The organism is Brevibacterium sp. SMBL_HHYL_HB1 (assembly GCF_018208375.1).
Classification (GTDB): domain Bacteria; phylum Actinomycetota; class Actinomycetes; order Actinomycetales; family Brevibacteriaceae; genus Brevibacterium; species Brevibacterium intestinavium.
Window position 1 is genome coordinate 3,459,528 of record NZ_CP062936.1, and the last position, 20,796, is coordinate 3,480,323.

Below are 20,796 nucleotides of genomic sequence, written 5' to 3' on the forward strand. Positions count from 1 at the left end.
TGCGGCCCCTCACGGGAGCTCACCCCACCTCGTCGGCCAGCCGGGTGAAGGCCAGGTGCGCCAACGCCGCGGCCTGATCGCCGAGCAGCCCATCGTCGAACTGCACACGCGGGGAGTGATTCGTCTCGGCATCGGGATCGATGCCCTCCGGTGTCACCCCGAGGAACACGAAGGTGCCCGGCACTTTCTGAAGCACATAGGAGAAGTCCTCGGAACCCATCCGCGGATGCTCCATCTCCACGACCCGATCGGTCCCGAACACCTCGCCGAGGCGGCCGAGCACGGTCGTCGTCTCATCGGGATCGTTCACGGTCACGGGGAAGCCCAGTCGGAAGTCCACCTCGGCGGTGCATCGGTGGGCCCGTGCGATGTTCTCGGCGATCTCGCCGACCCTCTCCTGCAGCAGCGCCAGCGAATCGGTCGAGAGGAACCGGATGGAGGCGGTCAGCTTCGCCGAGTCCGGGATGACGTTGCTCGCCTGCGCACCCTCGAGCTGGGTCACCGAGACGACGATGGGATCGAAGATGCTGAACGACCGCGTCGTCATCGTGTTCAGCGCCAGCGCGACCTCGGCGATCGCGGGCACGGGGTCGCGAGTGGCCTCCGGTTGGGAGCTGTGGCCGCCGGCGCCGTGGATGGTCAGGTTGAGGTCGGCGAATCCGGCCATGAGCGGTCCGCCCTTGGCCGTGAAGCGACCGCGCTCATCGGCCTCGACGTGGATTCCATAGGCGGCGATGACGGGCACTCCGGCGGCGTCGAGGAGACCCTCGGCGATCATCGGCTCGGCACCGCCCTCGACCTCCTCGGCGGGCTGGAACATGAAGATGATCGAGCCGGGGATCGACTCCCGGTGCGCGGCGAGCAGCCGGGCGGCGCCGACGAGTCCGGCCGTGTGCATATCGTGCCCGCAGGCGTGCATGTTCCCGTTCGTCGAGGCGAAGTCGAGCCCCGTCTCCTCCTCCACCGGCAGCGCATCCATGTCTCCGCGCAGCAGCACCGCGGGACCGGGGCGTGCGCCCCTGAGCACGGCCACCACCGAGGTCAGGCTCTCCCCCGTCGTGATCTCGAGGCCGAGGCCGACGAGCTCGTCGAGGACGGCCTGCTGCGTGAACGGCAGGTCGTATCCGAGTTCGGGGTTCGCGTGCAGCCTGCGGCGCAGGGCGATGAGATCGCCGAGGTGGCTCTGCGCCTCGGTGCGGAAATCAGGAGTGGGTGCAGATGCTGCGGAACTGGACACGGGTGCTCCTTCGGGCCGAACGGTCTGTGCCTCCGACTCTACTGAGAAACACTCGCCGATGTGAGCCCTTGGAGATTAGCCGGCGCATTCGGCCGGGCCGCCTCGGCTGCGGTTGATCGATTCCACGGCCTTCTCCGGCCGCTCCCGTCGAGACAACGGCGGAGCGCTGAAACACCTGCGTGCACATCGTGGTCTCGGCATTCCACCCCCGTCTCGAGCGGAGCACCTCCTCACGCGGTGCCGAACATGACCTTCCGCCCATCGGGGTCCTCGACGGTGACGACGACCTCGTCGACGGCGATCAGCGGGGTGCCCGCGTGACGGATCCGCTCGAGGCACTCCGCCTGGTCGGGAATCCGGAAGTACAGGTGCGTGAGGTTCGACTCGGCGACGGGAGGGAACGAGTAGTCGGCGAACGCCTCGGCGCCGTGGAGGGCGATCTGCACCCCGTCGACATCGGCTGCGAAGTACGTGTAGTCCTCGTCGCCGGTGGCCTCGAGCGGAAGGTCGGCGATGTCGCGGTAGAAGGCGGCGGTCGCCTCGGCGTCGGTGCAGGTGAGGAACACCCCGCGAAACGTCGATTCCATGATCGGCTCCCTTCGCCCGGGACCGAACGGATGGGCCCGTGCGATCGTGTCCTTCCGGTGGCTCCAGTCTACCCGCCGAGGTCGACGTGCCGGCGGTCGCGGAGCCGGCGGCACGATCCGGGCACCGACCCAGCCCAGGGGCCCTTGCCAAGCGACGCACATATTCCACACATTCTCCGGTGAATCGCGCCTGTTAGCCTGGCAGGCTGAATCCGAGAGCAGGAGTGATTGTGCGAACGAACCGGTGGTTGCTGGGTCTGGCCATGTCCGTCTCCGTGGTGGCGCTGGCCGCGTGCGGTAGCCAGGGCGACGAGGCGAAACCGCAGGAGTCCTCGGCCGCGGCCGAGCAGTCTCCCGGTGCCGACGGCTCCGGGCAGGACGGCTCCGGGCAGGACGGCAAACCGAACACGAAGGACATCCCCGAGGTCGTCGCCGAGGTCAACGGGGAGAAGATCACGAAGGACGACTTCGTGCCCCTCTTCGAGACCCAGTATCAGCAGATGCAGGCTCAGGCCCAGCAGTCGGGCCAACCGGTCGATGAGAAGGATCTGAAGAAGCAGACGGCCGAGAACCTCGTCAGCACCGAGGTGCTCACCCAGGAGGCCGACAAACGCAAGATCTCGGTCTCGGACAAGGACATCGACAAGGCGCTCAAGGAGTCCGCACAGTCCGGGCAGATGAGCGAGAAGGACTTCCTGTCGGCCATGAAGGATCAGGGCATGGACGAGAAGAAGGTCCGCTCCGAGCTGAAGAACCAGCTGAAGATCGAAGGGCTCATCGACGACGAGTACGGCGAGTTCGAGGTCAGCGGCGAGGAGATCGGCCAGGCCTACGAGAAGGCGAAGGCCCAGCAGGAGCAGATGGCTCAGCAGGGCGGACAGGACCAAGAGGTGCCCCCGCTCGACGAGATGCGCCCCCAGCTCAAGGAGCAGGTGAAGAGCGAGAAGTCGAACGAAGCGACCCAGAAGTACGCGAAGAAGCTGCGCAAGCAGGCCGACGTCACGATCAACCTCTGAGTCGGCCACGCCTCTCAGGTCCCGCCTCTCAGGCGGCCGCGGCCCCGCCTCTCGAGGAACCCCAGCCCACTCTCCCGTCCGGCTTTCCCGCCTAACGGGAATCTGGGGACTCTTGTGCAGAAAGCGCTGAGCGCTCCTCGAAAAATCCTTGTGTGAGCTCTACCCTTGAGTGGAACATGACGACGGTCGGATCACCTCCGCCCGTGTTCCCCACCGCTCTCCGCCGTCGACGTCGACGCGGTCTGCATAAGGACAAGGACTTCCCGTGGCTTCCATACTCACGCGCTCAGCGATCGTCGCGCCGAAGAACTTCAACCGGTGGCTGATCCCGCCGGCGGCTCTGGCCATCCACCTGTGCATCGGCCAGGTCTACGCCTTCAGCGTGTTCAAGATCCCGTTCATGTCGCACTTCGACGCCGGTGAGGTCTCGATCGGCTGGATCTTCTCGATCGCGATCCTCATGCTCGGCATCTCCTCGGCCGTGTTCGGCCCTTGGGTGGAGAAGGCCGGACCGCGCGCCTCGATGATCGCGGCGGGAACCTGTTGGGTGGTCGGCTTCTTCATCGCCGCCCTCGGCATCGTCGCCGGTCAGCTGTGGCTGGTCTACCTCGGCTACGGCGTCATCGGCGGAATCGGTTTGGGCATCGGCTACATCTCGCCGGTGTCGACGCTGATGAAATGGTTCCCGGACCGCCCCGGACTGGCCACCGGCCTGGCGATCATGGGCTTCGGCGGCGGCGCCCTCATCGCCAGCCCGATGTCGAACCAGCTGATGAACCTCTACGGCGGCGGTGCCGAACCCGAGAACCTCGTCGCGGGCCTGACCCCGACCTTCATCACCCTCGGCATCGTCTACGCCGTCGTCATCGCCGCCGGCGCCTTCGTCATCCGCGTCCCCCATCCCGATTGGGCACCGAAGGGCTTCGACCCCTCGCAGGCGGCCGCGAAGCCGATGCAGACGAAGGGCAATGTGTCCGTGCGCAATGCGATCCGGACCCCGCAGTTCTGGTTCCTCTGGGTCGCCCTGTTCCTCAACGTCACCGCCGGAATCGGCATCCTCGAGAACGCGGCTCCGATGATCCAGGCCTATTTCGGCATCACCGCCGCGGCGGCCGCCGGCTTCGTCGGTCTGCTCTCGATCGGCAATATGGCCGGTCGCTTCGTCTGGTCGACGACCTCGGACTACCTGGGGCGGAAGAACAACTACATGCTCTACCTCGGCGGCGGTGCGATCCTGTACCTGCTCGTCGCCTTCTTCGGCGGCGGTTCGCTCATCCTCTTCGTCCTGGCCACGCTCATCATCATCTCCTTCTACGGGGGCGGATTCTCCACCGTGCCCGCGTACCTCAAGGACCTCTTCGGCGTCTATCAGGTCGGGGCCATCCACGGTGCGCTGCTCACCGCGTGGTCGGCGGCCGGTGTGGCCGGGCCGCTCATCGTCAACTCCGTCGTCGAGGCCGGGGAAGCGGCCGGAAAGTCCGGTCCCGCGCTCTACACGCCCGGGATGTTCATCATGGTCGGCGCCCTGGTCATCGGGCTGATCGCCAATGCACTCATCCGCCCGGTCAGTGACAAGCACTTCGAACGCGAAGAGGACGTCGCCGCCCGGCAGGCCGCCGCCCTCGAAGAGAACTGAACGAAAGGCCCCGACATGAATGACTCCACCCCTGTCGCCCAGGTTCCCGATTCGGGTTCGCCGCAGTCCCCCGTCGGCGGCGCCTACAAGACCATCGGCACGAGCCTGACCGTCGTCGTGGTCGGCGGCCTCGTCTGGGGTCTGGCGCTGACCGTGATCAAGGCCGTCGCGATCTTCACCGCCTGACCCTCGCCGAGGCTGCCCTGACCCGGTCATCTGACCTGCCGGACGATCCCGGCTGACCGGGGCTCACAGCGATTGCCGGACGGAATCGAAGCCGAGCTTCAGCTCTGCCACAGCTCGGCTACAGGCTGCGGGTGCTCAATGGGAATCACAGAACACTTCCGCCCGCAGAAGAAAGGCAGAGACCATGAACGAGCCGCGGCGCACGAGAACAACCACCTCTCACCAGTCCGCGCGGCCGCGCAGGACCATCCTGGCCGCCACGGGCGCGGCGACGGCACTGGCGCTGACCGTCGGCGGGCTGGCCGGTCTCCCCGCTCAGGCGAGGACTCAAGCGACGGCTCCGACCGCGGGTGTGCGAGCCGAGGCTGCCACCCCCTTCACCGGCCACCCGAGCAGCCCCAACGGATCATTCGGCAACGGCGAATCCTCATCGCCGGCGGACGGCGCCGGCACACCGTCGTCGGGTGCCACCGCCCCCGAGGAACAGACCGAGGCCACACCAGCCGATGAGCAGGAGGCCACCGGCGTCGTCCTCATCGACACCGAACTCGGCTATGAGAAGGCCGAGGCGGCCGGAACCGGAATCGTACTGAGCAAGGACGGACTCGTCCTGACGAACAACAACGTCATCGCCGATTCGACGAAGATCGCCGTCACCGTGGCCACGACCGGCAAGACCTACACAGCGAGCGTCGTCGGCTCGGATTCGACCGAGGATGTGGCTGTGCTCCAGCTCGAGGACGCTGAGGACCTGCAGCCGGCCACGATCGACGACGACACCGTCGACGTCGGTGACGACGTCCCCGCCGTCGGCAACTCCGAGGGCGGCGGTCGCCTCATGGCCGCCGAGGGAACAGTCACCGACCTCGGCGCCTCCGTGACCACGACGGACAAGGGCACAGAGGACTCGGAGACCCTTGATGACATGATCGAGGTCCAGGCCGATATCGTCTCCGGCGACTCGGGTAGGGCCCTGCTCGATGACGAGGGCGAGGTCGTCGGCATGGATACCGCCGCGTCCTCGGGCACCGCGGTGGTCACCGGCTTCGCCATCCCCATCGAGACCGCGCTGACCACGGCCGAATCGATCATCGACGGAGAGCAGACGAGCACGAACACCCTCGGCTACCCGGCGTTCCTCGGCATCGGCGTCAGCCAGTCCGGTCAGGCGGACCAGTCCGGCCAATCAGGCCAGTCCGGTCGGCTCGGTCGGTCCGGCGTCAACGGCGAGTCCGGCCGATCCGGTGCCGCAACCACCGAGGGTGCAGTCGTCGCCGGGGTCTACGAGGACACTCCCGCCGCCGAGGCAGGCCTTGCCGCCGGAGACACGATCACCGCGATCGGGTCGACCCCGATCACTGACGGCAATTCGCTCTCCGAAGCCATGTCGGATCACGAGCCCGGAGACACCGTGTCCCTGACCTGGACGGACGCGAACGGTCAGTCCCACACCACCGAGGTGACCCTGACCCAGGGACCCGCGGCCTGAATCCGCCGAGGGTTTGCCGTCGCGGCCCGGACCGGACGTAGGATCGGGCCATGCCCGGACACGACGACGCCTCGACGCCGGAGCGGTCACCCCGCTCCGGCGATTCGCGTGCCCACGGACCCCATCCCAGCGGTACAGCCGCCCGCGGATCACACGCCGGCCGAACACGCTTCGACTGGTCGACGATTCTGCGCAACATCGCCCTCGCCTTGGCCCTGCTGGCCGGAGTGTGGGCGCTGTTCAATGTCCGCCTGCCCTCCATCGACGTGCTGCAGGCCGATATCGCGGCCGCCCGCTTCTGGGGCTTCGGCGTCTTCATCCTCATCTACGCATTCGTCGCCGCCACCCCGATCCCCGTCACCATCATGGCCGTCGCCGGTGGGCTGATCTTCGGGCTGCCCTTCGGCGCTCTGTGGTCGATGGTCGGTGTCGTCCTCGGCTGCTGGGGCGGTTACTGGATCGCCCGGGCACTGGGACGCGAGACTGTGATGAAGCTGCTCGGCAACCACGCCGAGGCGGTCGAATCCCGACTCACCGACGGCGGGTTCTACGCGGTGTGCACCCTGCGTCTCATGCCCGGCTTCCCGTATTGGCCGGTGAACTACGGCAGCGGCGCCCTGGGGGTGGACAATCGCACCTTCCTCATCGCCACCCTCGTCTCGTCCCTGCCCGGCCAACTGTCGCTGGTGGCCGTCGGAGCGTTCATCGGCGACCCGACCGTCCTCAACGGCATCGTCGTAGCCGTCTCCTGGGCCCTGGTCATCGTGCTCACGATCTTCTCGGTGCGCCGCTGGAAGGCCAGCCGCCACGACACAGAGGACCACGGTGCCGATGGACACCGCACCGCTGGGCCGATATCCGAAGGGCAGACGACGGAGCCGCCCGAGCGGCCCGAAACAGAACAGTCCGAAACGGAACGACCCGAGTCCGACTGAGGACTGCCCGGCCGAGGACCGGCCAACCGTGGCCTGCCCGGCCGGAACTACTCGAAGTTCGGTGACCTCCGCTCCTGGAAGGCCCGGAATCCCTCGGCGTAGTCCGGCGTCTGCCGGGCCGACTCCTGCAGGGCGGCCTCCTCGGCGAGCAGCTCTGTCATGCTCGGACGCTCATCGGCGATCTTCTGCACGAACCCCTTCTCCAAAGCGAACGCCTCGGCGGGGCCGGTGACGATCTTCTCCAGCTTCGACTCGACGAATTCCGACAGCTCCGCGGCAGGAACCGCGCGGGAGACGATCCCGGCGGCGGCCGCCTCGGCGCCGGTCATGAAATCACCGGTGACGATGAGATCCATCGTCCGGTGGTAGCCGACGCGGTCGAGGAAGACGTGGTGGCCGCCGGAGTCGAGCATCGCGCCGATCGCGGCGAAGGGGGAGCCGAACTTCGCGTCAAGGGCGGCATAGATGATGTCGGCGGCCGCAGCGATGCCGAACCCCAGACCCAGCGCAGCGCCTTGGACCTGCGCGATGACGGGGATCGGCAGGGCCCGGATCGCCTGGAAGACCGGGGCGAAGACCTCGGCCAGGAACGCGTGGGCGTCATCGGTGTCGACGTCGATGTTCGAGATGTCGCGCCCGGAGCTGAAGACCTTGCCCTCACCGCGGATGAGGAGCACGCGCACGCTCGGGATCGCCTCGGCGACCTTGGCCACGGCCGCGGCGATATCACGGAGGTTGTCCGCGTCGAGGGCATTGCGGGACTCCGGCCCATCGAGGACGATCTCGGCGATCTGGCCGCGGTTGCGCAACTGGATCTCGGTCATGGGTGCTCCTTTGCTGCTGGTCATGCCCGTGGTCGACTCACCGCCGGTATCCGGTGGGGTCTCACCAAGTGTAGAAGCCCTGCCCGGATTTTCGGCCGATCTCACCGGTTTCGACCTTGTCGCGCAGGATCTGCGGAGGTGCGAAGCGGGGTCCGAGTTCGGCTTCGAGATGCTCGGCGATGCCCAAGCGCACGTCGAGGCCGACGATGTCCGTGGTCTGCAGCGGCCCGACCGGGTGCCGGTATCCCAGGGTCATTGCCCGGTCGATATCGGCAGGTTCGGCCACCCCTTCCTCGACCATCCGCATCGCCTCGAGTGCCAGAGCCACGCCGAGGCGGGAGGAGGCGAACCCGGGCGAGTCCTTGACCGTGATCGCCGTCTTGCCCAATCCTGCCACCCAGCCCTTGGCGACCTCGACGAGGCCGGGTTCGGTGTGGGTGCCGACGACGACCTCGACGAGTTCGGACACGGGGACGGGGTTGAAGAAGTGGAGGCCGATGAGCGCCTGCGGTCTCGGCAGCCCCGCGGCAAGTTCATCGATCGACAGCGCCGAGGTGTTCGTGCCGATGCTCGCGGCCGGAGCGTATTTCGCGATGCCGGCGAGGATCTCCTGCTTGAGTCCGAGGTCCTCGGGAACGGCTTCGACGACGAGGAGGGCCTGATCGAGCAGGGTGGGATCCCTGACGACCTCGACGGTGCCGGGCACGTCGATGCCCTTGGACTGCGATTTCTCGATCGAGGCGTCGATGCGTCCGCGGGCGGCGGCCACGGTGTCATCGGTGCTTTCGATGACGATGACACGGGAACCGGCGGTGGCGAAGGCGTGGGCGATGCCCGCACCCATCCGTCCGCCGCCGTAGACGCCGACGGCTTCGGGCACCCGCGGGGCAGCGGGGGTGTCGGGGGTGGTCTCGCTCATGCCTTGTCGCCTTTCGTCTCCGAGCCGGTGGTCTCATCCGCCGGTGCTGCGCCGTCCGCCGGTGCTGCGCCGTCTGCCGGTGCTGCGCCGTCTGCCGGTGCTGCGCCGTCCGCCGGTGCTGTGCCGGCCTCGGCCGGTCCCGCCGCTGCTTCGGCGGCCTGTGCGGCGGCTTTCTTCGCCTTCTTCGCTTCCCGTTTGGACAGGAACGCGTCCATGCGGGCGAATTTCTCCTGCGATTCGAACAGCACGGCCTGGGCCACATTATCAATGAGCGGGTGGGCCTCGCGGGGTGCGTGGAAGGCCGATTTGCTCAGCCGCACGGCCAGGGGCGCGAAGCTGGCGATCCGTTCGGCCAGCGCCTGACCGGCGGCCTCGAGGTCCTCGGGGTCGACGACGTCGTTCAGCAGCCCGATCGCTTTGGCCTCATCGGCCTGCAGGGTGCGCCCGGCGAGCAGGATCTCCTTGGCCCGCGGTTCGCCGACGAGCTCGCGCAGGCGCCAGGCGGCACCGGCGGCGGCGAGGATGCCGAGCCCGGCCTCCGGATTGCCGATCCTCGTCGACGGGGTGCCGATGCGGAAGTCGGCGGCGAAGGCGAGTTCGGCCCCGCCGCCGAGCGCGAATCCCTCGACGAGTGCGATCACCGGCATCGGCAGCTGTTGGATGCGGGTGAAGATCTTCGAGTTGATCCCGGCCAGGGCATCGTCCCGGCGACGATCGCGCAGCTGGGCGATGTCGGCACCGGCGGCGAAGACCCCGGAGGTGCCGGTGAGGATCGCGACCTTCGGTTCGGCCTCGAGTTCGGCGCACACGGAGTGGAGGGCATCGACCATCGACTGATCGATGGCGTTGCGGACCTCGGGCCGGTTGAGCCGGATGATCATCCGGTCCTCGTGGCGTTCGATGATCACCGGCGACGACGAGCCCTCCCCCGCCGAGGCGGCACCCGCGTTCGGCGCGGAACCCGTGCCGCCGTTCGAACCTTCTCCGCCTCCCGGCGCGAAACCATCGCCCGCGCTCATGCGCGCTCCAGCAGCAGTGCCGAACCCTGGCCGACGCCCACGCACATCGTCGCCAGACCCTTCTTCGCCTCGGCCTGTTCGAGCCGGTTGAGCAGGGTCAGCGTGATGCGGGTCCCCGAGCAGCCCAGCGGGTGGCCGAGCGCGATCGCTCCGCCGAAGCCGTTGACGGTGTCCGGGTCGAGGCCGAGGTCGCCGATGCATGCCAGCGACTGCGAGGCGAAGGCTTCGTTGAGTTCGACGGCGGCGAGGTCGTCGACGCTCCACCCGGTGCGCTCGAGCACCTTCCGAGTCGCGGGCACAGGCCCGATGCCCATGATCTCCGGGGACACACCGGCGTTCGCGCCGGCGACGACGCGGGCGCGCGGGTTGAGTCCGCGCTTGTTCGCATAGTCTTCGGACACGAGCACGACGACGGCGGCCCCGTCATTGAGCGAGGACGAGTTGCCGGCGGTGATGACCCCGCCGGGTCCGTGGATGGGACGCAGCTGGCCGAGCTTCTCCAGGGTTGAGTCGCGTGGTCCCTCATCGGCGGTGACCTCACCGATGGGCAGGATCTCCGGATCGAAGCTGCCTGCCCTCTGCGCGGCCAGAGCCGACTGATGCGACCGGTACGCGAATTCGTCGAGGGCCTCGCGGGTCAGCTTCCACTTCTCGGCGACGCGCTCGGCCGTCTGCGGCATCGACAGGGTCGTGTCCTCACCGAAGGCGGGGTTCGTGAACCGCCATCCGATCGAGGTGTCCCAGCTCCGGCCCGGCTTCGACCAGGCGCGCGAGGGCTTCTCACTCACCCACGGGGCGCGGGTCATCGATTCGACGCCTCCGGCCACGACCACCTCGGCGTCTCCGGCGGCGATCATCGCCCGCGCCGTCGTGATCGCGGTCATTCCCGAGGCACACAGACGGTTGACGGTGAAGCCGGGCACGGATTCGGGCAGCCCGGCCAGCAGCACGGCCATGCGCGCGACATTCCGGTTGTCCTCACCGGCCTGGTTGGCCGAGCCGAGGATCACCTCGTCGATGTCGTCGGGGTCGATTCCTGTTCGGTCGACGACGGTCCGCAGCGTCGTGGCGACGAGGTCGTCGGGGCGCTGATCGGCCAGAACACCGCCGTAGCGGCCGATGGGAGTGCGCAGTCCGTCCAGGATGAATGCCTCGGGCATGGTTCTCCTCGGTGAAGTGGTGCGGGCTCGGGATGGTCGGTGGGTCAGGAGTCGTAGTCGACCGTGACCTCGTCGCTGACGGGGAACGTCTGGCAGGTGAGGACGAAGTTCGCGGCCACCTCGGCGTCTTCGAGGGCGTAGTTGCGAACCATGTCGACCTCGCCGCCGCAGATCTTCGCGCGGCAGGTCCCGCACACTCCGCCCTTGCAGGCGAACGGCACGTCCGAGCGCGCTTCCTGCGCGGAATCGAGGATGGTCTTGCCCTGCGACATCGCCGAGGTGGTCCTGCGCCCGTCGAGTATGACCGTGACCTCGCTGGTGGCGCCCTCGACGACCTTGTCCGCGTGGACGACCTCCGGCGGGGGTTCGTCGACGTAGAAGAGTTCGAAGTGGATCTTCTCCTTCGGCACGTCGAATTCGGCCAGGACCGTCCGAGCGTCACCGAGCATTCCGAAGGGCCCGCACAGCCACACATGGTCGAGGCTCTCGGTCCGCACCAGGCTGCCCAGCAGGGCGCGCAGCTTCTCGGCATCGAGGCGGCCGGAGAAGAGGTCGACGTCACGGGGTTCGCGGGAGAGCACATGGATGAGGTCGAGCTGCTGGTTCCGGGAGTCCTTGAGGTCGGCGAGCTCCTCGGCGAACATCACGGTATTCGTCTTCCGGTTGCCGTAGAGCAGGGTCACCGAGGCGTCCGGGTTGCTCAGCACGGTCGACGCGATGGACAGCATCGGGGTGATGCCGGAACCGGCGGCGATGCACAGGTGCTTGCCGCCGATCGAGGCATCGGCCCGGAAGCTGCCCGAGGGCGGCTGCACCTCGATGGTCTCGCCGGGGCGCACCTCGTGGACGAGCCATTGGGAGAACAGTCCTTCGGGGACCTCGCGCACGCCGATGCGCGGGGCGGTGCCGACCGGGGCGCAGATCGAGTAGGTGCGACGGTGCTCTTCACCGTCGATGATCCGGCGCAGGGTCAGGGATTGGCCGGCGTCGAAGTCGAAGAGTTCGGTGTACTCGTCCGGCACGTCGAAGGTCACGGCCGCGGAGTCCTCGGTCAGATGGTCGACCGACTTCACCGTCAGCGGATAGAAGGCCGACCGGGACGAGGCCGCGGCGGACCCGGTCGGGGAGGTCGCCTCGGCGCTGCGATCGATCGTGTCGGTCATCAGATCTCCTTCACATGGTCGAACGGTTCGAGGCAGTCGAGGCACTGGTACATGGCCTTGCATGCGGTCGGCCCGAATTCGGAGGACAGTCGGACGTTGTCCGAACCGCACTGCACGCAGGTGACCGCGCGGCGGGTGGGCATGAGGGTCAGCGCCACCGGGCCCTCGTGGCGGGGAGCCTGTCCGGGTGGGGAGATGCCCGCGTCCTGGAGCGCCTTCCGCCCGGCCTCGGTGATCCAGTCACTCGTCCAGGCCGGGGTCAGGGACACGCGGACCTCGGCATCTTCGAACCCGGCGTGCAGCAGTTCGCGCTGCAGGTCATCGCGCATCGTCGCCATCGCCGGACACCCCGAGTAGGTGGGGGTGATGGTGGCGACGACGCGACCATCCTCGATCGAGACATCGCGGAGCACGCCGAGGTCGACGAGCGTGAGCATCGGCATCTCGGGATCGGTCACGCGACCGGCGGCGGCACGGGCACGGTCGATCGCCTCGGTGCCGGTGGGATCCTGGGTCCGGAGCATCACGGTCACCACCGTCCCTCCGGGTGGGCGCGGGCGACGACCTGCATCTCGGCGAGCAGCTTCGACAGGGCTTCGGTGTGGAGTCCGTCCCGGCCCTTCTGCCCGTGCACGCCGACTCCGGCGAGGCCGCCCTTATCGGGCCGGTCGATGCCGGCTGCGGCGAAGACCTGGTCGAGGATGACTCCGGCTTCATCGGCCACCTCGGCGGGGTCGACGCCGATTCCGGCCTCGGCGACGGCGGTCTCGACCGGGTGGGTCTCGAACAGTTCGGACCACAGCGGCCACAGCCCGTCGATCGCGCTCAGCAGACGCGTCCGCGACTCCTCGGTGCCACGGGCCAGGGTGAGCACCCAGCGGCCGGCGAAGTCGCGGTGGTAGGACAGCTCCTTGACGCCCTTGGCCGCGATGGCCGAGAGCACGGAATCGCGGCTGTCGGCCAGCCGTTCGAAGATCGACAGACGCCAGGTGGAGAAGATGAGGATCTTCGCGACCGCCTCGGCGAAGTCGCCGTTCGGGACCTCGGCGAGGCGGACGTTGCGGAAGGCGAAATCATCGCGGAAGTACGCGAGACGGTCCTCATCGGGCACGGGTGAGCCTTCGGGCAGTTCGGGCACGAGGTTCGGATCGGCGGCCGCGGCGCGGGCGAGCAGCAGCCGGGCCTGGCCGAGCAGGTCGAGGGCGATGTTCGCCAGCGCGATGTCCTCTTCGAGGTCCGGGGCGCTGGCGCACCACTCGGAGATCCGCTGGGACAGGACGAGGGCGTCGTCGCCGAGCATGAGGCAGTACGCGCCGAGATCGGCCGCGTCGACGCCGTCGGACACGGTGGTGTCGACACCGGCCAGCGGGTCTTCGAAGTCGGTGCCGAAGGCCCAGTTCGCATCGTTGACGAGCAGGCCCGAGTACGCGTTGTCGTGCGTGTCGTGCTCGACGTTGGTGCCGGCTTCGTCGTGTTCGACGTTGATCGTCGGTTCGCTGCCCGCGGGGGTGCGTTCGGTGGTCATGTCGCGGCCCTCCTCACATGTGGGGGACATCGTCGGGGATGTCGTAGAAGGTCGGGTGACGGTAGACCTTGTCACCGCTGGGGGCGAACATCGGGTCCTTCTCGTCCGGGCTCGAGGCCGTGACATCGGCGGAGCGGACGACCCAGATGCTCACACCCTCGTTGCGTCGGGTGTAGACGTCACGGGCGTGGTGGACGGCCATCTGGTCATCGGCGGCGTGCAGCGACCCGACGTGGACGTGGTTGAGTCCGCGCTTGCCGCGGACGAAGACCTCGTACAGCGGCCATTCGCCGCGGGATCCGCTCTCCGAGGCGGGGGTGTTCTCAGGCGCCGAGGTGGGGCCGGGGCTGGTCTCGGTCATTTCGCTGCCTCCTCGGTCGTGGTGGAGTCGTCGGCGGTTCTGCTGTCGGCGGGGGCGGTGTCGGCGGTCACCTCGGCGGGGGAGGCCGCCTCGGCGGCTTGGTTCTCGGCGAAGGCGAGCGCGGCCTCGCGCACCCACGCACCTTCGTCCCAGGCCCGCTTGCGATGGGCCAGACGCTGCGCGTTGCAGGGTCCGTCGCCCTTGACCACGGCCCAGAACTCGTCCCAGTCGGGCGTCGAGAAGTCGTAGTGTCCGCGTTCGGCGTTCCACTTCAGCCCGTCGTCGGGGAAGGTCACGCCCAGGGCCTCGGCCTGCGGGACGGACATGTCGACGAACTTCTGACGCAGCTCGTCGTTCGTGTGGGTCTTGATCCCCCAGGCCATCGACTGCTCGGTGTTGGGAGAGTTGTCATCGGGCGGACCGAACATCATCAGCGACGGCCACCAGAAGCGGTTGACCGACTCCTGCACCATCTGTCGCTGCTCCTCGGTGCCGCGCATCATCGTCATCAGCAGCTCGTAGCCCTGCCGCTGGTGGAAGGACTCCTCCTTGCAGATGCGGATCATCGCGCGACCGTAGGGGCCGAAGGAGGTCCGGCACAGCGGCACCTGGTTGCAGATGGCGGCCCCGTCGACGAGCCAGCCGATCGTGCCGACGTCGGTGTAGGACAGGGTCGGGTAGTTGAAGATCGAGGAGTACTTCTGTCGGCCGGCGATCAGCTTCTCGGTGAGTTCGTTGCGCGTGGCGCCGAGCGTCTCGGCGGCCGAGTAGAGGTAGAGACCGTGCCCGGCCTCGTCCTGGACCTTGGCCAACAGGATCGCCTTGCGGCGCAGCGAGGGGGCGCGCGAGATCCAGTTGCCTTCGGGCTGCATGCCGATGATCTCCGAGTGGGCGTGCTGGGCGACCTGCCGAATGAGCGTCTTGCGGTAGGCCTCGGGCATCCAGTCCCGGGGTTCGATCCGGTCCTTGGCCTCGATCGTCGCGTCGAACTGCGCCTCGAGGTCCGCCTCGTCATAGCGGTTGTCGTTCACTTGCGTTGTCATGACCACTCCACCCTTGGATGTGCCCTCGTCAGGACCTGCCCCGGTCAGCGCCTGCGGATGCCGTGCGCGATCCGAGGATCCTCACGATCGTCGGCCTGCAGCGACCCGCAGCATCCATTTACTGACCATTTGTTCTGTATTGTTAGCATCCAGTGTGGCATACGGCACGTCGGGGTGCAATGCCGGGGCGCGTCGGAGTGCAATGCCGGCGCGCGGGTCTGCAACCAGCCTCCGCGCAGGGGCGGCGCCCTGCATCGATCCTCCGCACTGGGCGGCCGGCTGCATTGACCCTTCACACTGGGGGGGGGGCGACTGGCCGCACCGGCCCTTCGCACCGGGGTGGCTGACTCCACCGGACGAGGCTGCCGGCGGCACCGGGGTGGCGACACCCCCTTGCCCCGCCCAGCAACGCAACGCCAGGGCGCGGGCCCTTCACCCGCGTCGCAGCACCCCGCCCACCATGCGCGCCGAGACAACGGCAGAACGCCGAAACTACGGGGCGGCGCCGAGACAACGCTGGAGCGCCGAGACCACTGCGCAGCGCCGAGGCCTCAGCCGAAACAAGGGTGGAGGCCCGAGGCCACTGCGCGTGCGGTATATTTCAAGCTGTTTGTGACAGCTCGGTGTTTTCTGGGCTATTGATGCCGGCGTGGGTCGGTGGGCCAGCGGCTATGGGGCTGGTGTGGAATCGTTCCGGATGCGCGCAGTGACGGGCCTCCAGAGTGGCTTGGCGACGGGCCCGGACAAGCTCGGTACGTCCGTGATGGACATCGTTGGGAGTGTAATAATTCAGGCCGCTGTGGCGGTGGTTCGCGTTGTAGTCAGCAATGAACGCGGCCATGTAGTCACGAGCATGATCGATGGATTCGAACCGGGTGGGAAAGTCCAAGTGGTACTTGATGGTCTTGAACGTCGATTCACTAAACGCGTTGTCATTCGACACTCTGGGCCGGGAAAAGGACAGCTTGATCCCCAGCGACTGAGCGAACTGGACAGTCGTTGCCGCGCGCATGGGAGCCCCGTTATCGGCGTGTAGCACGGTCGGGTACTGCTGGTTAGTTGCCACAGCCTGATCGATCATGGTCTGAGCATGGACGGATTTCTCGGAAGTCTCGACCCGGTGGCCAACGATCTTGCGGGAGAAAACGTCCATGATGGCATAGAGGCGATAGATGACCTTGCCGGGACCGCGCAGCATCGTGATGTCCCAACTCCACAGTTGGTTCGGTGCGCAGGCAGCGTGGACCGGCTTAGGCCGTTTGGGCTGGTTACCACGGCGCTGGGCGCGACGGTCTCCGTTCTGCCCGTGTGCGGCCACCACTCGGTGAGCCGTCGACGCGGAGAATGGCACCTGCCCGGCATCGAGCATCCGCCAATACGCCTGGGTGACAGACAGGCTCTCATAGTCTTCAGAGTTCAACAGCGCCATGAACGCATCGGCCTCGGCGGTGGTGATCCGACTCGGGTAGTCGCGTTCCTTCTGCGGCACCTGCACCCCGGCCGGGACCGCCGGATTCTGGTGACGGTACCAACTCGTACGATGCACACCCATCAACTCGCAGGCCGCCGTGATCGACCAGCCGACCCTGATCAGATCGCCGATGAACCTGAACCCGATTGCCTTTACTGTGGCGGGCTCATCCAGTCCGGCCTGGTCGCCTCGACCTCGGGCAGCGTCGGGTCTGTCGCGGTCGCGCTCTTGGACATCGCTTCCAAGAGCGCGGACGCTTTTCCCAAGATATCGACCGCAGCTTCAGACTTGGCCAGTTTGGCCTTCAACGCTTCGTTCTCGGCCTGCAGCTGTGTGAGTTGCTTCTTCTCAGCGGCTTTGAGCTTGTTGTCACTGGGATTGCCATTCAACCGATCCGATCGCGAGGTCAGGCAACCATTTTCTCTGTCCACGAACCACTGATAGATCGTTCTGGGATTGACCCCGACAGTCCGAGCCAACTGGGCTTTAGAACCCATCTCGATACATTTGTCATATTCGTCCAGGATCTCGAGTTTCTGGGCCGTGGTGAAATGCCCGCGGCTCGAGGAACGGGACGGAACTTCAAAAGACATAACAGACTTCTCTCCCCGCCAATATTGTCAGATAACTGTCACAAGACAGCCTGACACAGAGGGTGCGCATCGTTGCCTCGGCACTCCACCGTTGTCTCGGCAGTTTGGGCCGGACAACACTGCCCCTCGCCCCCTTCCGTGCGTGCGCATTGACTGGAGCGCGCAATCGCTCGCGCCGGCCAGCGCGTGCGGCCATGCCAGCGGCCGGGCCCCAAGCCACGCGCAAGACCACGCAAAACCGACGCCTGTGCGACTTGACAAGTGACGCCGAACACAACGATATTTATTGACCAGATGGTCGTTTAATCGCAGACGCGCACAGCCTCGGGCTGAACCTGCTGTCACTGCAGTTGAGCGAGCTGTTCGACACAGCCATCAGCGACTCAAGGAGGAGCCTGACATGGGAGAACCTAGCCACGAGGTCACGACGACCCGCGAGGAGGAGGCCACCGGTGCCGCGGCGATGTTCGCCAACGACCGTGCCTCCCAGCACCTGGGCATCACCGTCGATGATCACGGACCCGGCTGGGCCCAGTGCTCGATGACGGTCACCGAGATCATGACCAACGGCCACGACATCACCCACGGCGGCTACGTCTTCCTCTTCGCCGACACGACCTTCGCCATGGCCTGCAACTATCCCGGGTCGATCACCGTCGCCTCGGGCGGGGACATCGACTTCCTCAAGCCGGCCTTCATCGGTGACGAACTCGTCGCCCACGGTCGGGAGGTCGTCAAGCAGGGCCGCTCGGGCGTCTACGACGTCACGGTCACTCGCGGCGACGAGACCATCGCCGTCTACCGCGGCCGCTCCCGCACCCTGCCCGCCCGCAGACCCGCACCGTCGACCGACTGAGACCGACGGCACCGGGAGCACACTGACGGCACGGGCAGAGACCGACGACACCGGGAGCACACCGATCTTCCGCGACCGCGCACGCGACCACGCACTCGACCGCCACCGCCGGCCCGCACCCAACCACCCGCCGATGCCGGGACACCGCAATCCGGGCCCCGCCTCGGCGGCGAACAGATCTGCTATCGAGAAGAATTTCGCAAGGAGACGATGATGACTTCCACCGACCTCGACGCCGGCGAACGGATGAGCCTGGACGAGCTGCGCGCCGACCAGCTGAACAACCTCAGGACCACGGTGACCACCGTGTACGAGAATGTGCCCTTCTACCGGAAGGCCTTCGACGAACTCGGCGTCACCCCCGCAGACATCACGAGCCTCGAGGACATCGCGAAGCTGCCGTTCACGAACAAACAGGACCTGCGCGACAACTACCCGTTCGGGATGTTCGCAGTGCCGCAGGAGCAGGTCGCGCGCATCCACGCCTCCTCAGGCACGACGGGGCTGCCGACCGTCGTCGGATACACCACGGGCGACCTCGACAACTGGGGCAGCCTCATCGCTCGCTCCATCCTCGGCGCCGGCGGCAAGCGGGGTCAGATGATGCACAACGCCTACGGCTACGGCCTGTTCACCGGCGGTCTCGGAGTCCACGGCGCCGAACGCCACGGCTTCACCGTGGTCCCGATCTCCGGCGGACAGACACCGCGCCAAGTGCAGCTGATCCAGGACTTCAAGCCCGATATCATCACCGCCACACCGACCTATCTGCTCACGATCCTCGACGAGTTCCACAGACAGGGCATCGATCCGACGACCACGAGCCTGAAGACCGCGATCTGCGGGGCCGAACCGTGGACGGACGAGATGCGCAAGGAGATCGAGCAGTCCTTCGACATCGATGCCGTCGACATCTACGGCCTCTCCGAGGTGATGGGGCCGGGCGTGGCCTGCGAATCGGCCGTGACGAAGGACGGGCCGACCATCTGGGAGGACCACTTCTACCCGGAGATCGTCGACCCCTTCACCGGCGAGGTCGTGCCCGACGGGCAGGAGGGCGAGCTCGTCTTCACCTCACTGACGAAGGAGGCCCTGCCGATCATCCGGTACCGCACCCACGATCTCGCGACCCTGCTGCCGGGCACCGCCCGCCCGCACTTCCGCCGCATCTCGCGCATCACCGGCCGCTCGGACGATCTGATGATCATCCGCGGAGTCAACGTCTACCCGGCCAATGTCGAATCCGTGCTCTTCGAGTTCACCGTCCTCAGCCCGCACTTCCAACTCGTGCTCACCCGCCCGGGCCGGATGGACGAGATGACCGTGGAAGTCGAGGCCCGCGAAGGCGTCGGCGCCGTCGAACTCGAAGGCCTCGACCGTCTCGTGGCCGCCCGGATCAAGGAACGCCTCGGCGTCTCCTGCGATGTCGAGCTCAAGGTCCCCGGTCAGCTGCCGCGCTCGCTCGGCAAGCTCAAGCGCATCATCGACCGTCGCGACGGCGTGCGCTGAGATGCCGATCGCAGTCTCCGCCGCGGCTCGGGTCCGGCCGAACGCCGAGCCCCGGCGCGCGGCAGCACCGGGTCGGGCCCGGCTGTGACGCAGATCGCGGCGTCGTCCGAAGGCGTGATCTAGACTGATGCGCATGCCCGAATCGTCCTCACCTGCGTCGACGTCGCCGACCGCGGCGGGTCCGTCGCCCCCCTCCGCCGAGGCGGCCGGTCAGGAGCCCGTCTCCTCGGCACAGTCACCCGCCCCCTCCGCCGAGGCGACCGGGAACGGGACCGGCCCCAAGCGCTCCCGCCGCGGACGCCCCGGTTATGACCGGGAGACGCTGATCAACAAGGCCACCGAGGTCTTCGTCGCCCGCGGCTACGACGGCACCTCGATGGACACCGTCGCCCGCGAGCTCGGCATCACGAAGTCCGCGATCTACCATCATGTGAAGTCGAAGGAAGAGTTGCTGCACCTGGCGATCAATCGCGGCATCGACGCCCTCGATTCGGCGGTCGAAGCCGAGAGCCATCGGACGGGCATCACCGCACTCGAGCGCCTGCGCCTGGCCGTGCGCGCCAGCGTGCTCATCCTCATCGACTACCACCATTCGGTGACCCTGCTGCTGCGGGTGCGCGGGAACTCGCGGGTCGAGCTCGAAGCGCTCGAGCAGCGGCGGATGATCGATGAGAAGATCCGCGGCCTGGTCTCCGAGGCCATCGCCGAGGGAGGGCTCCGGTCCGATTTCACCCCCGGACTCGTCACCCGCCTGCTCTTCGGCATGGTCAACTCGATCACCGAGTGGTACCGACCGAGCTATCCCGTCGACCCCGACACCATCGCCGAGGCGGTCACGACGATGGCCTTCCAGGGCCTGGAGACCTGAGGCTCGGGCGGCCGCCGGCGATCACCCCACGAACGGACGGACCGGCTGTCCGACCACCCCCACCTCGGCGACGAAGAGGGCACCGGCCAGCGGATCAGCAGAGGTGTCAACGTGCTCTTGGGACGTGGTGACGAAGAGCCGATCGAGGTTGTCCCCGCCGAAGGTGGCAGCCTACGGCGACGCCGATCCCTCACTCAACGAACCCGTGCGGCAGGGAATCCCACTGACGGGCGCGGAAGTCCGCTTCGCCGTCGAGCACGAGCTCGCCCTCACGGTCGAGGACGTCATCGACCGGCGGACCCGCTGGGGACTCGTCGACGCCGATCGCGCCGATCTCCATGAGGCGGTGGTCCGGCTCGCTCCGGAGCTCATCGCACAATCACGACACGAAGGATGACG

The 20,796-nt window shown here is 67.3% G+C and carries 21 protein-coding genes and 1 pseudogene; 9 read left to right on the forward strand and 13 right to left on the reverse strand.

Translation table 11 applies throughout. The features are described from left to right. Positions 1–19 precede the first annotated feature (19 nt). Entirely contained in the window at positions 20–1,237 is a 1,218-nt protein-coding gene (locus IG171_RS15865) for a M20 family metallopeptidase (RefSeq protein WP_212128325.1), read from the reverse strand. A 230-nt stretch (positions 1,238–1,467) separates the two neighbouring features. Continuing rightward, complete coding sequence (locus tag IG171_RS15870; protein WP_212128326.1) at positions 1,468–1,824, reverse strand: VOC family protein; 357 nt, start codon at positions 1,822–1,824, stop codon at positions 1,468–1,470. 230 nt (positions 1,825–2,054) lie between these two features. Here IG171_RS15870 and IG171_RS15875 point away from each other — a divergent pair, with 230 nt between their 5' ends. The 5 genes from IG171_RS15875 (at position 2,055) to IG171_RS15895 (ending at position 7,086) form a co-directional block, all read left to right on the forward strand. Further along, positions 2,055–2,840, forward strand: a complete 786-nt coding sequence (locus tag IG171_RS15875; RefSeq protein WP_249203748.1) for a SurA N-terminal domain-containing protein — start codon at positions 2,055–2,057, stop codon at positions 2,838–2,840. A 265-nt stretch (positions 2,841–3,105) separates the two neighbouring features. Beyond that, on the forward strand, positions 3,106–4,476 hold the full coding sequence (locus tag IG171_RS15880) for an OFA family MFS transporter (RefSeq protein ID WP_212128327.1): 1,371 nt from the start codon (positions 3,106–3,108) through the stop codon (positions 4,474–4,476). 15 nt (positions 4,477–4,491) lie between these two features. Then, positions 4,492–4,662, forward strand: a complete 171-nt coding sequence (locus IG171_RS15885) for a hypothetical protein (RefSeq protein WP_212128328.1) — start codon at positions 4,492–4,494, stop codon at positions 4,660–4,662. A gap of 184 nt (positions 4,663–4,846) precedes the next feature. Next, on the forward strand, positions 4,847–6,151 hold the full coding sequence (locus tag IG171_RS15890; protein ID WP_212128329.1) for a trypsin-like peptidase domain-containing protein: 1,305 nt from the start codon (positions 4,847–4,849) through the stop codon (positions 6,149–6,151). 50 nt (positions 6,152–6,201) lie between these two features. Further along, positions 6,202–7,086 (forward strand): TVP38/TMEM64 family protein, encoded by an 885-nt coding sequence (locus IG171_RS15895; RefSeq protein WP_212128330.1) that lies wholly within the window; start codon positions 6,202–6,204, stop codon positions 7,084–7,086. A gap of 47 nt (positions 7,087–7,133) precedes the next feature. Here IG171_RS15895 and IG171_RS15900 read toward each other — a convergent pair whose 3' ends face one another. From IG171_RS15900 to IG171_RS15950, 11 genes and pseudogenes are all read right to left on the reverse strand, one after another. Next, positions 7,134–7,910, reverse strand: a complete 777-nt coding sequence (locus tag IG171_RS15900) for an enoyl-CoA hydratase/isomerase family protein (protein WP_212128331.1) — start codon at positions 7,908–7,910, stop codon at positions 7,134–7,136. A gap of 61 nt (positions 7,911–7,971) precedes the next feature. Further along, positions 7,972–8,829 carry a 3-hydroxyacyl-CoA dehydrogenase family protein gene (locus IG171_RS15905; RefSeq protein ID WP_212128332.1) on the reverse strand — a complete coding sequence of 286 codons (858 nt, stop codon included), beginning with the start codon at positions 8,827–8,829 and terminating at the stop codon, positions 7,972–7,974. 167 nt (positions 8,830–8,996) lie between these two features. Next, positions 8,997–9,710, reverse strand: a pseudogene (locus tag IG171_RS15910) (enoyl-CoA hydratase/isomerase family protein); the annotation flags it as partial. Between the two features lie 134 nt (positions 9,711–9,844). Further along, positions 9,845–11,008 carry a thiolase family protein gene (locus IG171_RS15915; RefSeq protein ID WP_212128334.1) on the reverse strand — a complete coding sequence of 388 codons (1,164 nt, stop codon included), beginning with the start codon at positions 11,006–11,008 and terminating at the stop codon, positions 9,845–9,847. 44 nt (positions 11,009–11,052) lie between these two features. After that, on the reverse strand, positions 11,053–12,171 hold the full coding sequence (gene paaE / locus IG171_RS15920) for a 1,2-phenylacetyl-CoA epoxidase subunit PaaE (RefSeq protein WP_212128335.1): 1,119 nt from the start codon (positions 12,169–12,171) through the stop codon (positions 11,053–11,055). Next, on the reverse strand, positions 12,171–12,695 hold the full coding sequence (gene paaD, locus IG171_RS15925) for a 1,2-phenylacetyl-CoA epoxidase subunit PaaD (RefSeq protein WP_212131736.1): 525 nt from the start codon (positions 12,693–12,695) through the stop codon (positions 12,171–12,173). Before paaD ends, paaE begins: the two co-directional genes overlap by 1 nt. A 5-nt stretch (positions 12,696–12,700) precedes the next feature. Further along, positions 12,701–13,696, reverse strand: a complete 996-nt coding sequence (paaC, locus tag IG171_RS15930) for a 1,2-phenylacetyl-CoA epoxidase subunit PaaC (RefSeq protein ID WP_212128336.1) — start codon at positions 13,694–13,696, stop codon at positions 12,701–12,703. A 13-nt stretch (positions 13,697–13,709) separates the two neighbouring features. Further along, positions 13,710–14,057, reverse strand: a complete 348-nt coding sequence (gene paaB / locus IG171_RS15935) for a 1,2-phenylacetyl-CoA epoxidase subunit PaaB (protein WP_212128337.1) — start codon at positions 14,055–14,057, stop codon at positions 13,710–13,712. Beyond that, positions 14,054–15,100: a 1,2-phenylacetyl-CoA epoxidase subunit PaaA gene (gene paaA, locus IG171_RS15940; RefSeq protein ID WP_212128338.1), complete on the reverse strand. Its 1,047-nt coding sequence runs from the start codon at positions 15,098–15,100 to the stop codon at positions 14,054–14,056. Before paaA ends, paaB begins: the two co-directional genes overlap by 4 nt. 601 nt (positions 15,101–15,701) lie before the next feature. Further along, on the reverse strand, positions 15,702–16,652 hold the full coding sequence (locus IG171_RS15945) for an IS3 family transposase (protein WP_249203629.1): 951 nt from the start codon (positions 16,650–16,652) through the stop codon (positions 15,702–15,704). 71 nt (positions 16,653–16,723) lie between these two features. Beyond that, positions 16,724–17,164 carry a transposase gene (locus tag IG171_RS15950; protein ID WP_212127466.1) on the reverse strand — a complete coding sequence of 147 codons (441 nt, stop codon included), beginning with the start codon at positions 17,162–17,164 and terminating at the stop codon, positions 16,724–16,726. 400 nt (positions 17,165–17,564) lie between these two features. Between IG171_RS15950 and paaI the strand changes: the two genes are divergently transcribed. From paaI to IG171_RS15970, 4 genes are all read left to right on the forward strand, one after another. Continuing rightward, on the forward strand, positions 17,565–18,020 hold the full coding sequence (gene paaI, locus IG171_RS15955) for a hydroxyphenylacetyl-CoA thioesterase PaaI (RefSeq protein WP_212128339.1): 456 nt from the start codon (positions 17,565–17,567) through the stop codon (positions 18,018–18,020). Positions 18,021–18,233: 213 nt separating this feature from the next. Continuing rightward, entirely contained in the window at positions 18,234–19,529 is a 1,296-nt protein-coding gene (gene paaK / locus IG171_RS15960; protein ID WP_212131737.1) for a phenylacetate--CoA ligase PaaK, read from the forward strand. 133 nt (positions 19,530–19,662) lie between these two features. After that, complete coding sequence (locus IG171_RS15965; protein ID WP_212128340.1) at positions 19,663–20,397, forward strand: TetR/AcrR family transcriptional regulator; 735 nt, start codon at positions 19,663–19,665, stop codon at positions 20,395–20,397. Between the two features lie 124 nt (positions 20,398–20,521). After that, positions 20,522–20,794, forward strand: coding sequence for a glycerol-3-phosphate dehydrogenase C-terminal domain-containing protein (locus tag IG171_RS15970; protein WP_249203749.1), 273 nt, complete (start codon positions 20,522–20,524; stop codon positions 20,792–20,794). Positions 20,795–20,796 lie beyond the last annotated feature (2 nt).

Bases quoted from the DNA above. Each gene is read 5' to 3' on its own strand.
- IG171_RS15900 (WP_212128331.1), bottom strand. From the start codon at position 7,910: ATGACCGAGATCCAGTTGCGCAACCGCGGCCAGATCGCCGAGATCGTC.
- IG171_RS15895 (WP_212128330.1), top strand. From the start codon at position 6,202: ATGCCCGGACACGACGACGCCTCGACGCCGGAGCGGTCACCCCGCTCC.
- paaE (WP_212128335.1), bottom strand. From the start codon at position 12,171: ATGACCGACACGATCGATCGCAGCGCCGAGGCGACCTCCCCGACCGGG.
- paaI (WP_212128339.1), top strand. From the start codon at position 17,565: ATGGGAGAACCTAGCCACGAGGTCACGACGACCCGCGAGGAGGAGGCC.
- paaB (WP_212128337.1), bottom strand. From the start codon at position 14,057: ATGACCGAGACCAGCCCCGGCCCCACCTCGGCGCCTGAGAACACCCCC.
- IG171_RS15885 (WP_212128328.1), top strand. From the start codon at position 4,492: ATGAATGACTCCACCCCTGTCGCCCAGGTTCCCGATTCGGGTTCGCCG.
- IG171_RS15945 (WP_249203629.1), bottom strand. From the start codon at position 16,652: ATGGGTGTGCATCGTACGAGTTGGTACCGTCACCAGAATCCGGCGGTC.
- IG171_RS15915 (WP_212128334.1), bottom strand. From the start codon at position 11,008: ATGCCCGAGGCATTCATCCTGGACGGACTGCGCACTCCCATCGGCCGC.
- IG171_RS15890 (WP_212128329.1), top strand. From the start codon at position 4,847: ATGAACGAGCCGCGGCGCACGAGAACAACCACCTCTCACCAGTCCGCG.
- IG171_RS15965 (WP_212128340.1), top strand. From the start codon at position 19,663: ATGCCCGAATCGTCCTCACCTGCGTCGACGTCGCCGACCGCGGCGGGT.
- paaC (WP_212128336.1), bottom strand. From the start codon at position 13,696: ATGACCACCGAACGCACCCCCGCGGGCAGCGAACCGACGATCAACGTC.
- IG171_RS15950 (WP_212127466.1), bottom strand. From the start codon at position 17,164: ATGTCTTTTGAAGTTCCGTCCCGTTCCTCGAGCCGCGGGCATTTCACC.
- IG171_RS15905 (WP_212128332.1), bottom strand. From the start codon at position 8,829: ATGAGCGAGACCACCCCCGACACCCCCGCTGCCCCGCGGGTGCCCGAA.
- paaK (WP_212131737.1), top strand. From the start codon at position 18,234: ATGACTTCCACCGACCTCGACGCCGGCGAACGGATGAGCCTGGACGAG.
- IG171_RS15870 (WP_212128326.1), bottom strand. From the start codon at position 1,824: ATGGAATCGACGTTTCGCGGGGTGTTCCTCACCTGCACCGACGCCGAG.
- paaA (WP_212128338.1), bottom strand. From the start codon at position 15,100: ATGACAACGCAAGTGAACGACAACCGCTATGACGAGGCGGACCTCGAG.
- paaD (WP_212131736.1), bottom strand. From the start codon at position 12,695: ATGCTCCGGACCCAGGATCCCACCGGCACCGAGGCGATCGACCGTGCC.